The sequence below is a fragment of the Rhizobium sp. BK251 genome (assembly GCF_004345245.1).
Taxonomy (GTDB): domain Bacteria; phylum Pseudomonadota; class Alphaproteobacteria; order Rhizobiales; family Rhizobiaceae; genus Rhizobium.
Genome location: NZ_SLUQ01000015.1, coordinates 46,353 through 58,516, shown reverse-complemented (window position 1 = coordinate 58,516; position 12,164 = coordinate 46,353). Strand labels below are relative to the sequence as shown.

At 60.3% G+C, this 12,164-nt stretch carries 11 protein-coding genes; 5 read left to right on the top strand and 6 right to left on the bottom strand.

The genetic code is table 11. The annotated features are described in order from the left end of the window. The first annotated feature begins 99 nt into the window (after nucleotides 1-99). Nucleotides 100-636, top strand: a complete 537-nt coding sequence (locus EV286_RS29335; RefSeq protein WP_132960787.1) for a hypothetical protein — start codon at nucleotides 100-102, stop codon at nucleotides 634-636. A 335-nt stretch (nucleotides 637-971) separates the two neighbouring features. Here EV286_RS29335 and EV286_RS29330 read toward each other — a convergent pair whose 3' ends face one another. Beyond that, nucleotides 972-2,375: an amidase gene (locus EV286_RS29330; RefSeq protein WP_132960786.1), complete on the bottom strand. Its 1,404-nt coding sequence runs from the start codon at nucleotides 2,373-2,375 to the stop codon at nucleotides 972-974. Between the two features lie 110 nt (nucleotides 2,376-2,485). On the opposite strand from EV286_RS29330, the gene EV286_RS29325 reads away from it, so the two are divergent. After that, the gene (locus EV286_RS29325) at nucleotides 2,486-3,049 is read left to right on the top strand and encodes a TetR/AcrR family transcriptional regulator (protein ID WP_132960785.1); all 564 of its coding nucleotides are present in this window, start codon (nucleotides 2,486-2,488) and stop codon (nucleotides 3,047-3,049) included. Between the two features lie 86 nt (nucleotides 3,050-3,135). Here EV286_RS29325 and EV286_RS29320 read toward each other — a convergent pair whose 3' ends face one another. Beyond that, nucleotides 3,136-3,705, bottom strand: a complete 570-nt coding sequence (locus tag EV286_RS29320) for a helix-turn-helix domain-containing protein (RefSeq protein ID WP_132960784.1) — start codon at nucleotides 3,703-3,705, stop codon at nucleotides 3,136-3,138. A 316-nt stretch (nucleotides 3,706-4,021) separates the two neighbouring features. On the opposite strand from EV286_RS29320, the gene EV286_RS29315 reads away from it, so the two are divergent. The 3 genes from EV286_RS29315 (at nucleotide 4,022) to EV286_RS29305 (ending at nucleotide 7,518) form a co-directional block, all read left to right on the top strand. Further along, nucleotides 4,022-4,858, top strand: a complete 837-nt coding sequence (locus tag EV286_RS29315; RefSeq protein ID WP_132960783.1) for a hypothetical protein — start codon at nucleotides 4,022-4,024, stop codon at nucleotides 4,856-4,858. A 3-nt stretch (nucleotides 4,859-4,861) separates the two neighbouring features. Next, complete coding sequence (locus EV286_RS29310; RefSeq protein ID WP_245500871.1) at nucleotides 4,862-5,875, top strand: enoyl-CoA hydratase-related protein; 1,014 nt, start codon at nucleotides 4,862-4,864, stop codon at nucleotides 5,873-5,875. A 347-nt stretch (nucleotides 5,876-6,222) separates the two neighbouring features. Further along, on the top strand, nucleotides 6,223-7,518 hold the full coding sequence (locus EV286_RS29305) for a family 16 glycosylhydrolase (RefSeq protein WP_132960782.1): 1,296 nt from the start codon (nucleotides 6,223-6,225) through the stop codon (nucleotides 7,516-7,518). A gap of 387 nt (nucleotides 7,519-7,905) precedes the next feature. Here the strand turns inward: EV286_RS29305 and EV286_RS29300 are convergent, their stop codons facing one another. Genes EV286_RS29300 through EV286_RS29285 form a run of 4 tightly spaced genes read right to left on the bottom strand, consistent with a single transcriptional unit; the run spans nucleotide 7,906 to nucleotide 12,155 of the window. After that, entirely contained in the window at nucleotides 7,906-8,520 is a 615-nt protein-coding gene (locus EV286_RS29300) for a DJ-1/PfpI family protein (protein ID WP_132960781.1), read from the bottom strand. 57 nt (nucleotides 8,521-8,577) lie between these two features. Further along, complete coding sequence (locus EV286_RS29295; protein WP_132960780.1) at nucleotides 8,578-9,528, bottom strand: substrate-binding domain-containing protein; 951 nt, start codon at nucleotides 9,526-9,528, stop codon at nucleotides 8,578-8,580. 57 nt (nucleotides 9,529-9,585) lie between these two features. Continuing rightward, complete coding sequence (locus EV286_RS29290) at nucleotides 9,586-10,578, bottom strand: ABC transporter permease (protein ID WP_132960779.1); 993 nt, start codon at nucleotides 10,576-10,578, stop codon at nucleotides 9,586-9,588. Continuing rightward, the gene (locus EV286_RS29285; RefSeq protein WP_132960778.1) at nucleotides 10,575-12,155 is read right to left on the bottom strand and encodes a sugar ABC transporter ATP-binding protein; all 1,581 of its coding nucleotides are present in this window, start codon (nucleotides 12,153-12,155) and stop codon (nucleotides 10,575-10,577) included. Before EV286_RS29285 ends, EV286_RS29290 begins: the two co-directional genes overlap by 4 nt. Between the last annotated feature and the right edge of the window lie 9 nt (nucleotides 12,156-12,164).

Genomic DNA, 12,164 nt, shown 5'->3' with positions numbered 1-12,164 from the left:
CGGTTTCGAGCATTCAGTTCGTTATCATCTGTAGGCATCCGGAGCACATTCCTTCTCGTCAACGAGCGTTCGTGCTCATTCAGCAGAAGGAACAATGCGATGGTCAAGGTCCTCGATACAATTCTCTCCCAATCGGCATACTCCGCCGAAATCGACGCTCCGATCGAAAAGCTCGACATCGCCGACTGGCTCTTCAACCTGCCTGAAGCCGAATATCTGCGCTGCTGCCCGCCGGACCACATAGCCGCCGGCGTAACATGGACCGATGACGGCCGTCGCATGTCGATCAACGTCGAGCAGATTGGCTCCGGCCTCGTCGTCCAGCACTACGTCGCAGAGGTCGCCGAACCCGTCTACTGCCGCATGAACTCGATTTCGGACGTCTTCACTACCAACGGCCGCACCCAGGTCAACGTCGTTTGGGAACTGATCGCGGAGAAAATCGACGGCAACCGCACCCGCTACACCAACCGCGTCACCGCCCATCCCACAGATGCGTTCATGAATTTCCTTGATGACCACGGCGTCAAGTTTGAGGACGCCGCCGCGGCGCGACAGGCAGCCGGCAGCGACCACAACAGCCGCGAGACACCGCTCTTCGCAGCAAGCATCGCCCGTCGGGCGCTGGCGAAGTGAGGAGCGACAAGGTAAAGGCGACGAGTTCGGCGATGCAGACGGTCTTCGTCTCGCCGAGGCTCCCACACCGGACGTCCGCACGGGCGACCTTCCAGTCAACGTGATGGCAGCGGACGTCAACCGCGCCGACCTCCTCCAGCGCGGAGGTGTCTGCGGCTCGCGATGCTGGAGAAGTTGGCGTGATTGGGAGCGACGTGTGAGGCCTCGTAGTCGGCGACCGTGAGCAGCTTGATGATTTGAGCGTCGAGTACCGAAGGGGCGACGCCGGAAAGTAGCGGACCGCCGCGCTCGGTACAGGTGGCGCACCCGGAAGCGAACTACCGGGTGCCTCGTTGTCATAGCGACGGATGAAGGTTGCGGACCGGGCTCAGCTCTTCGAGGCGCGATGCAGCGTCGAACATCTTGGACTCTGCGTTCCACGAGGAGACGATCTGGACGCCGATCGGCAGACCGTTTTTGCTCGTTCCGAAGCGCAGCGTCATTGCCGGATTGCCGGTAAGGCTGAAGATCGAGGTCGCGTTCATCACCTGGAACGGCGAGTATGCCTTGCCCTCGATCACGACATCGTCGAGACCATGCTTTGTTGCCGGGAACGGGGTCACCGGGCAAAGCAGCACATCGTAGTTCCTGAAGTACTCGGCGAAGGTGTCGCGAAGCTGCTCCTGAACCTCCTCACCTGCGACAAAATCCTTTATCGATGTGTCGGGCGTGCCGAAGATCGCCTTGACATGACGGAAGACCTTGTCTTCGTGGCCAGCAGTAACCTTCTCGAATACCGACCGGGTTTCCATCTGCTGCAGTTGCCAGAAGATGCTGACGCCATCGGTTTCCTTCAGGATTGGCAGCTTGACCTCTTCGACCTGAACGCCTGCGCCGGCAAGGGCCTTTGCCGCTTCCTTCACAGTTGCAGCCACTTCAGGATCGAGCGGCCCGAAGAAGTCCGTCAGCCAGCCCACGCGCAGAGGACGGGTCCAGGGACCCAGGCCAGTGTCGACACCGGACGCAATGGAGGCGAAGCCGTCGGCGCCATCGGGACCAGCGAGCAGTGAATAGGCAAGCGCCACATCGCGAACGCTGCGTGCCATCGGGCCAATATGCCAGAAACGGCGCGGCACGCGCGGCCAGTGTCCCGTCGCCGGTACGCGACCGTGGGTCGCCTTGAGGCCGACGATACCGACATGCGCTGCCGGGCCACGAGTCGAGATGGAAACGTCACTGCCCAGGCCGAGGGGGGACATGCCGGCAGCGATCGCAGCAGATTCGCCGCCGCTCGATCCGCCGGGGGTATAGTCGAGGTTCCACGGGTTGTTCGTGCGCCCCGTCAGCAGGTTGTCGCTCTCGACCGAGTATGCGAACTCCGGCAGATTCGTCTTTGCAATGAGGATGCCGCCCGCAGCCTTGATCCTGGCGACGGCGATGGCGTCGGTATCCGGAACGTGATCCTTGAAGATCGGTGAGCCACGCTGCGTGAGGACGCCCGCCGTGTCGATGCTGTCCTTGACCGTGAACGGCACCCCGTGAAGAGGACCGAGCTCCTCACCGGACATGACCGCGGCTTCCGCGTTCTTGGCGGCTTCCAGCGCGCCGGTGGCGAGCGTGACGATGGCATTTACCCTGGGATTTACCGCCTCGATACGATCGAGATGCGCTGTGATGACCTCGACGGGCGAGACCTGCTTGGTTCGGATGAGTTCGGCCAGCTTCGTGGCGTCGGTGTAGTGGAGCTTTTCCTGTTGCATTTTTCCATCCTTGTACCTAACTAACGTTAGTTAGATCAAGTTAGAAGCGAACTTTCCCTTGGTCAACCCCCTTTTTTCGATTAACTGGGACCGATCAGAAAGGCGTGGAAATGAGCTCGAATGCGCGTGAAGACATTCTCGAGGCTGCAAAGAAGTCAGCACAGGCGCACGGCTATGGCGGCCTCAGCATGCGCGATCTCGCGGCCGAGGTGGGCATCAAGGCTGCCAGTCTCTATTATCATTTTCCGAGCAAGGCCGATTTGGCGTCAGCGGTCGCGAAGCGATATTGGGAGGACTCTTCCGCCGACCTGGACAGGATCTGGAGCGAAAATTCCGATCCCGCCGAGCTCCTGCGCTATTTTCCGGTGACATTCCGCCGGGCACTCGAAGACGAGAACCGAATGTGCCTCTGCAGTTTCATGGGTGCAGAGTATGATGACCTGCCGGACCTAGTGAAAAGGGAAGTTCAGACCTTCGCCGACGTCAATGTCGCGTGGTTGAAAAAGGCGTTGCTCGCCACCGGCGTAGTCGAGGCGGATGCAAGCGAGGCACGCGCCAATGCCATCTTCGCCGCGGTCGCGGGTGCACAGCTCACCGCCAGAAGCCGTGCGGACATCGCCCTCTACGATACTCTCATCGAGAGCTACCGCGCAGCGGGGCTTTTGCCCGCCTGAGGTCCGGGTGGAGGGTCAGGCACGGGCCTTGATCTCGGCGGGACACGGTCGCGTTACCCCTCATGTCAGCCGACGGGTGCTACTGTTCAGCTCTCATCTTGCTCTGCGCCAGCGGATGCCGTGCCGGCTGGCGCGCGGGAAGCGTTGTCTGCCATATGTCTGTCGAGTCGCCCTCCACGGGACAATCGCCATCGAACCAGATCGTCTGCGCCGGGACCCTCTTTAATTTCGAGATCCGCCGGGCTTACCTGCTCGCCAGTTTCCTGATCGACAAAGCTCCAACGTACCTCGGCGCCCGTTTTGCGATTGAAGAATGTCATCGGCGGCTCTGACGCTCCGGACATACCCAAGCGATCCCCGATCTGAGCGAGCACGGGCATCATAGGCGCGATTTGCCAACCCTTCTGGGTCAGGACGTACTCGAACCTTTCCGGATTCACCTGATAAAGCCGCCGCTCAATGAGGCCTCTCGCTTCGAGGTGCTTCAGGCGGTCGCTTAGGGTCGCATTGGTTACGCCCGACGACTGGCGAAAATCCTCGTACCGGCTGAGCCCGCACACAAGATCGCGCAGGATCACCAAACCCCACCGGTCTCCAATCGCGCCCATGACGCCGGCGATCGAGCAAACCATTCCATCGAAGCCCTTCGAGCGCATCTCAATCTTTCCCCAAGCCCGCCGGAGATTGCGAGCGATACTCTGATTATAAGAGACACTTTCGTCGGCAGCAACAGCTTGTTTGGCGATTCAAAGCCTGGGCGTGTTGAGGAGGTCGATTTGGCCGCACATGTCTGGTTGCTCAGCACGGAGAAACTGTTTGCAAAACAGTCACTCTTATTATAAGAGTTAATACTGTTTTTGGCGGGCGCTCCGTTCGAGGCGACCGCGGCCATGCCGCTTGTCGCTCAATGCGAGGTCCAACGCTGATCGCCGAAGAACGCCACCGAACTCACCCAACGAAGAGGGTTTCCCATTGGCGTCGAACAACACCTCCAACTCCATCAGTCCGGCGGCGGCTTTCGCTGGCATTGCCATCGCGACCGGCCTCTGGCTTGCCGCGCTCATCGCGATTCCCGGGCTTCAAACCTCAGGCATTTCCGTGATCGTTGCGCGCATCGCCGTGCATCTCATCGTGCTCGCGGGAGCGTGGGCGGGACTGTCGCGCACGTCACTGACGGCGTCGCAGCGCAGGTCAACCTGGTTGGCTATCTCCATTCCGCTGACCATCTGGCACGGCGTCGCCTGGGCGATCGTCGCGAGGGGCCTCCTTCTCCCAGGCGTCACCGCGATTCCGTTGCTGCCGATAATGATCGTCGTGCCCGCGACGCTGGTCATCGTGTTGCTGTGGCGTTCAAGCCGGATTGGCACGCTACTCGATGCGATGCCCGCCAGTTGGCTGATCGGACTGCAAGCCTACAGAGTGATCGGGGGCGTTTTCCTCGTGAATTGGTTGGTGGGGACCACGCCAGGTCTCTTCGCCTTGCCGGCCGGAACCGGCGATGTCATCACCGGCCTACTGGCCCTTCCAACGGCCATCGCGCTCGCGAGAGGCAAGCCGGGCAGCACGAGGTCCGCTGTGATTTGGAACTTCATCGGTATCACCGATCTCGCCGTCGCAGTGACCTTGGGAGCGCTTACCTCGCCCGGGCCGCTGCAGCGCTTTGCCTTTGATCATCCCAATCTGTCGACCGGGGCATATCCCATGGCGATCATTCCCGCCTTCACCGTGCCCACGTCCCTGATCCTGCACGCGCTCTCATTGCGCCAGTTGCTCAGGCGCTCGCATCCGCTGGCAACCGTCGCTGCCTGACGGATGACCGACAAAGATCTGTGGCCCCAGAACCCCAAAATATCGGAGTTGAGACGAATGAAAAAAGAACCAGCCATCGCGCGCCGCGACCTCATCAAGGCGACCGCAACAATTGCTGCCGTGGTTCCCGCGATCGCAGCGACGTCTGCACTCGCGCAACAATCCCAACCCAGCCAGCAACCTTTTGCCGAGGCAGCCGCGCAGCAGACGACTCTTGCCGAGGTACCGCTGCAGCCGGATACGAAGCTGACGATCGAACGTCGCGGACATGTGGTGCTATTCGGTCTCAATCGGCCCGAGGTACAGAACCGGGTCGACCCTGAGACGTTTCAGGCATTGGCCAGGGCGATTTACGACTATGACCACGATCCGTCGCTTCGAGCGGCGATCCTTTTTGGCCATGGGGACTGCTTCTCCCGTGGTATCGACGTCGAGGCGTACCGGGCCGTCGCGCATTCCGGAAGTCCACTCGCTGGCCTTACCCACATCGTCAATCCCCTCAACTACGGCGTCCAGCGCACCAAGCCACTGATTGCTGCCGTCCATGACGACACATGGAACATGGCTCACGAACTGTTCCTGTCCGCGGACATTCGGCTTGCGGCGGCGAACACCAATTTCGGTCAAGACGAGAACGCGCATGGGCGTTTCCCCGGCGGCGGCTCAACCGTCCGCTTCGTTCGGGAGGCAGGCTGGGGCAACGCGATGCGATACATGCTCACTGGCGACCATTGGACCGCCGAAGACGCGTACCGCATGGGGATTCTGCAAGAGATCGCCGAGACGCCCCAGGCGACTCTCGACCGTGCGGTAGCGATCGCCAACAGGGTGGCAGCATGCGCGCCTCTTGGCATCCAGACAACCTTGGTGTCGGCGCATTTGGCGATCGATTCCGGTGAAGGCGCCGCGTTCTCCAAGCTCGGTGCCCAGTATGGCGCGCTTTATCGCACCAGGGACTTTGTCGAGGGCTTGACCGCCCAGGCGGAAGGTCGGCCGCCCATCTTCCACGGCAATTGATGCTGGCACAAGTCTCGCGCGCCGGGGTTCCCCTTTTCATCAGATCTACGGAGATCATCCTGACTTCCCACGCCGCCCTGCCAGAGGCAGCAGACGAGATCAGGCGGCTGCGGACACTGGTGCAGAATACTGCCGGGCGAGCTATTTGACCCCCGCCGCCGAAATCTTCGGTAGCACTGGCGCTGGTTTCGATTTATATATTTATAATCGCTAAAGTTTAAGTTCGTCCGGCCGGGTGTACCCTTGTTGCGCTTGGCCCGTGCCCCCTACGTGCCCCCAAACCGGGCATCTGGGCTCTTTCGTGGTTGCGCCTGCAGTCTGGATCAGCACAATGTGGAGAGCGGGAAATGAACCTAACAACAGAGCAGAACAATCTCGCCCAGCAGATCATGGCATTGATGGTGAAGGCTACGGAAGCGGCGGCGCCATCGCCTCAACCGGCCTTCAATCATGAAGGCCTCAACCTTTATGTGCGGGACGCCTTTGTCGCGCCCGGCGACCGCGTCGCCCGCGTGCCGATCGTGCTTGATGCACCGGCCGCGCAGACGATCGTCGTGAAATATGTGACCCAGAACGACACCGCCGTCGAAGGCTTCCAGTTCAACCGCGCCGAGGGCTACGCCGCGTTTCATCCCGGCGAGCAGTCCAAGGTCATCGCCGTGACGCTCAAGCAGGAGCTTGGCGCCAAACGGTTCCGTCTGATCGTGGGCTGGCCGCAGAACAACCCGTCCGTAAAGATCACACGGGGAACCGGAGTTATCTCAGGCGACGTCGCCGCACTTACCGGCTTGCAACAAGGCGCTGTTCTGCCGTCGTTGTCCGGTTTGCTACAGCGCCCCGCCAATATGACGCTCGCCTTCAGCGAGACGTTTGGCACAGGCTTCGCGGCCACGGATGGCGGTCTCAAGGCAGACGGGATCACGCCGTGCTGGGGTACCCGATTGGCCCATGGCCGCACACAGGCAACCAACAAGGAAGTCGGCTACTACGCTGACGCAGTCATCAACCCGGGTACGACACCATTTCTGACCGTCGACGGCAAGTTCAACCTGCAGTCGGAATTTTTCCAAGACGGCGTCAAGGACGCAACGGGAACTCCGATCCCTTGCGGCTGGGATGTCGTCGGCGGCCAGGTGCAACCGTTCCGCTTCTCGGCAAGCCTGATCTCGACGCAGCGCAACTTCAATACGATCAACGTCGGCAGCTATGTCGAGGCGAAGCTGACCATGCCGAGAGTGCAGGGGTGCTGGCCGGCATTCTGGTTCGTCGCCACGGATCTGTCCTGGCCGTCGATAGAGTTTGACATGTTCGAAGGCTTCTTCTCGAAAGCTGGCTCACTCGACCAGGTTGGAACGACCGTCCATTGGAAGGCAGATAGCGGTGCTCACACCATGTTTTCGCTACGCCTGCCGCAGCTCGGCATCGACATTGCTCAGCCTCATGTCTGGGGCGTCTATTGGGGTCAGCAGGCAGCAACTTTTTTCTGCGATGATGTTCCGTACATGACAGTGCCAAACGTCTTCCCGTCGAAGGACTGCTACCTGATGCTCAACATCGCCGTTGGCGGCCTCGTCACCAAGCCCGCGGATCCAGCGACGTTCCCCGCTCGAATGCCGGTCGAGTGGGTCAAGGTCTGGAAATAGGATGCGGTCGTAGCCGGAACTGAAGTGCTGGACGCCGATGCCCTCGGCCAACGTCAATCGCTTCTCGATGCTCTCACCCTGGGAAGGCCTGGAGGGGCAGCAGCTCGACGGATCAGGGATCTAAGAATTCGCGCCGTATCAACATGGTTCCGGCCTCCGCGAGGAGAGCGATAGCGTTGAAAGGATCCGAACTGTTGGCCACTTAACAGCGCGACCCCGGACACAGAACTGAACTTGCCAAAGACATCGCACCTACGCTCTCCGTCGGGGTTACTTAGACATCGCTTTCTGGTTTTCAGTGACACAGAAAGGCCGCCCATTTTGGACGGCCAACCCGTTTCGACGGTAGATGACTTCTATCAAACCAGGCACTAATCCCGAGACGGATCAAGCAGCCTCTGCGACGTCTTTGCTGTGGTGGATTTCGGTACCCAGCACTTTTAGGCATTCGCGGATAAAGGCTGCGAGCGCCGTCCATCCCTTTGCGGATACCATCGTGCCATCAACGTAGGCTTCGGTCGGCGAAAGGTCGACGTAGGTACCGCCTGCAAGTGTCACCTCCGGCTCGCAAGCGCCGAGCGCGCCGACTTTCTTCCCACGCACAACGCCGTCGACCGCGATTAGAATCTGGACGCCATGGCAGATCGTGAAGATCGGCTTCTGCTTCTCGTGGAAGTGCCTGACGATGGCCTGCACCCGCTTGTCGGTGCGGATGTATTCGGGGCCGCGACCGCCTGCCGCGTAGACGGCATGATATTGGTCAAGCTGGGCTTCGGCTTGAGAGAATGTCTTGTTGATTGTGAACAAGTGCCCGAGCTTCTCGGTATAGGTTTGATCGCCTTCGAAATCGTGCAGCGACGTCTTGATGAGGTCTCCGGCTTTCTTGTCGGGGCAGACGACATGGACCGTATGGCCGACTGCTTCCATCGCTTGCTGGAAGACGTAAATTTCGTATTCTTCGGTGAACTCACCGGTGAGCATCAGTATCTTCTTGCCTGGCATGATTTACTCCTCCTGGTTCATGCTGGGGGTGGCTCGTTGCCACCCCCGTTTCGGTGATCAGAACGGCGAATCCGGGAAATAATATTCCTTGGCATTCGCCTGCGTGATGAGTGGCGCGTCAAGCTTGACGTTGCCTCTGATGGGAGCCTGGCCAACAAGGTTGGCGACAGTCATATAGATCGCCGTCTTGATCATGGCCGGGGGATAAGGCGTTTCGACCGGGGTCATGGCGTCGCCGTCGATGACCTTCTTGACGATGTCCTTCATGCCGTTGCCGCCCAGTGCCAGCTTGATATCCTTACGGCCAGATTCCTTGACCGCTTCAAGCACGCCGAGCAGCATATCGTCGTCGTTTGCCCAGACGGCATCGATTTGCGGATACTTGGCAAGATAATCCTGCATCAGCTTGAAGGCTTCGTCACTGTTCCAGTTCGCGTACTGGATGTCGAGAACCTTGAGGTCGGTACCCTTGATCGCGTCCTGGAAGCCCTGAATGCGCTCGTCATCGATCACCGTGGGAATTCCGCGCAACACGACGAGGTTGCCCTTGCCGCCCAGCTTGTCGATCATGAACTTCGCCGTGTTGCGTCCGACAGCAATGTTGTCGCCCGCCAGGTAAAGGTCCTGGATAGTCGGGTCATTCAGGCCGCGGTCGACTACGGTGATGAAGGTTCCCGCATCCTTGACTGCCTTGACCGGGGTCGTCAGTTCCTCGGACGTGTACGGCAGGATCACCAGTGCATCGAGTTTGCGTCCAGCCGACAGATCCTCGAGCGCGCTCACCTGCGCCGTAGCCGAAGGCGAGGTCTTCACCACCACCTCGACGTCCGGAAACGCGGCATTGATTTCCTTTGCTGCGGCCTGCGCGTGATAGACGATGCCTGCCGTCCAACCGTGGTCGGCAGCCGGGATCGAAACGGCCACCACTTTCTTATCGGCGCCGAATGCATGACCCGCGAGCAGCACCGTGCTTACGGCGAGTGCCGCAACCCATTTCCTCTTCAACATTCATTCCTCCCAGAATTGGACCGACAAATTTCAATCACCGCGCGGTCCGGACGCGGATTATTTCGAAAACCTCTGAATGAGCATTGCGATGATGATGATGACGCCCTGGACGCCCGCCACCAGGTACTCGGATACGAAGTCGGACAGCACCATCAGGTTGGCGATCAGTTCAAGGATGACCGCACCTGCAACGGTGCCCCAGACATGGCCCTTGCCGCCGCGCAAGGCGGTGCCGCCGATGACGACAGCCGTGATGACTTGGAGCTCCCAGAGAACGCCAGTCGTCGGAGTGGCCGCGCCAAGACGAGGCACGTAGCAGATTGCGGCGATCGCAACGCAGACACCCTGGATGGCGTAGGCAATCGTACGGGTCTTGATGATCGAGATGCCGGAATAGCGGGCAACGTCCTCGTTGGCACCGACTGCCGCGCATTTGCGGCCAAACTTCATCTTGTAGAGAATGAACGAGGCGACGACAGCAACGGCAATCGAGATCAGGATCGGCAACGGGATACCCGCGACAGTACCGAAATACACAGGGCGGTAGGCATCGCGCAGGCTGCGATCGATCGGGATCGTGCCGCCGTCGGACATGTACGTGATCAGTGCCCTGAAGATGCCCATGGTTCCGAGCGTCGCAATGAACGGCTCGATCTTGCCGACAGTCACAATAAGGCCGTTCATCAATCCGCAGAGGAGGCCCACGGCAATCGCCACCACCATCCCGGCCGGGATCGCCGAGACGCCCCAATCCGGTGCCATCCGGTTCATGAACATGATCGTGATCCCGGTGATGAACGCCGCCATGGAGCCCACGGAGAGATCAAGGCCACCGGACGAGATGACGAACGTTGCCCCGACCGCGATGATCGCAATGAACGCGCTACGGGTGATGACGTTGCCGAGGTTTGTCGCGGAAAGGAAATCCGGATTGATCGCAAAGCCGATCACCATCAGGGCAACGAGTGCGACGAACGGCCCGATATCCGTCCATCCGATAGTCCATTCCCGCTCTGGCCTGACCGGGGTCGATCCCGTGATGACAGTCATCTGTTTCCTCCCTCGCCGCATCCCGGAGCGACGTCGCTCGTCGCCAGAAGCGCGACGTTGTGTTCAGTCATTTCATCCCCTGAAACCTCCCCTGCGAGACGCCCCTCGCGCATCACAAGAATTCGATCGCAGATCCCGATCAGTTCCTGCATTTCAGACGATATGACGATGCATGCCTTCCCCTGCGCCACCAGCCTCTGAATGAAAGCGTAGATCTGCGCCTTGTTGGCGATATCGATCCCACGTGTCGGCTCGTCGATGACGACAACCGATGGCGTGGTCAGCAGAACCTTTGCAAGCAGAAGCTTCTGTTGATTGCCACCGGATAGCTGCCCTGCCTTGACGCTTAAGCTCTTCAGTCGAATGTCATACTGATCGACAGCCTCCGTAAGGGCGCTCTGTTCGCGGCGTCGGCGCATCAGGAGGCCCGGATGAAACCGTTGAAGCGCGGAAAGGGTAAGGTTTGGCGCGAGCCGCTCCTGGAGCAGGAGGCCCTTTCCCTTTCGATCTTCCGTCAGATAGCCAATTCCGGCATCGAGCGCAGCACGCGGCGAGTGGATGTTGATCGGCTTGCCTTCGAGTTCGACCTCACCAGTCGCAGGCCTCAACCCCATGATGCCTTCGAACAGTTCGGTGCGGCCAGCGCCAATCATTCCGGCGAAGCCAAGGATCTCCGACTTGCGGGCCTGAAAGGCGATGTCTTTCGCAAACCCCGGGACCGACAGATTTCGGACCGTCAGCATCGCCTCGGCGGGAGCTATGACGGTCTTCTCCGGATAGAGCGCAGCAAGATCGCGGCCGACCATGAGGCGTGCCATATCCATCTGGCTGAGAGTCCGGCCGGGGTAGGTTCCGATCATCTTGCCGTCGCGCAGCACCGTCACCTTGTCGGCAAGCCGCTGCACCTCGTCGAGACGGTGGCTGATGTAGAGGACCGCCGCTCCCTGCTCTTTCAACTGCAGGATAATGGCAAGCAGTCTTTCTACCTCCTCCCCTGTGAGGACGGCGGTCGGTTCGTCGAAGATGACCAGCTTATAGTCGTCGAGAAGGGCGCGTGCGATCTGCACGAGCTGGCGGTCGGCGAGCGCAATGTTGCGCACGAGCGCATTCGGCGACACCAGGCAGCCAAGCTCCGCGAGTTTCTCCGCTGCGAGACGTCGCATGCTCCGGTCATCGACGACGCCGTTTCGCATGAGTTCGCGACCGAGAAACAGGTTGTCTGCGACTGTCAGCGCCTCGGCGAGCAGGATTTCCTGGTGGACAAGAACGATCCCTGCGTCCTGGGCCTGTTCGGGCTTCGTGAAACGGATCTGCCTGCCGCCCATCGTCAGCGTGCCCTCGGTCGGTTCGGCATAACCGGACAGAAGCCGCATGAACGTCGACTTGCCGGCGCCGTTCTCCCCGATGATCGCGTGAATCTCGCCGGGCAGGATGTCAAGCGTGACGTCGGCAAGGACCGTGACCGGGCCGTACTGCTTGGAAAGGTTTTCGGCACGGAGAACCGGATGGTGGAACTTGTCGTCGACTTGCGCCACGGCTGCCCTCCCCGCTCTCTCGATGCTCACGACGTTGGACATCCGGCGATC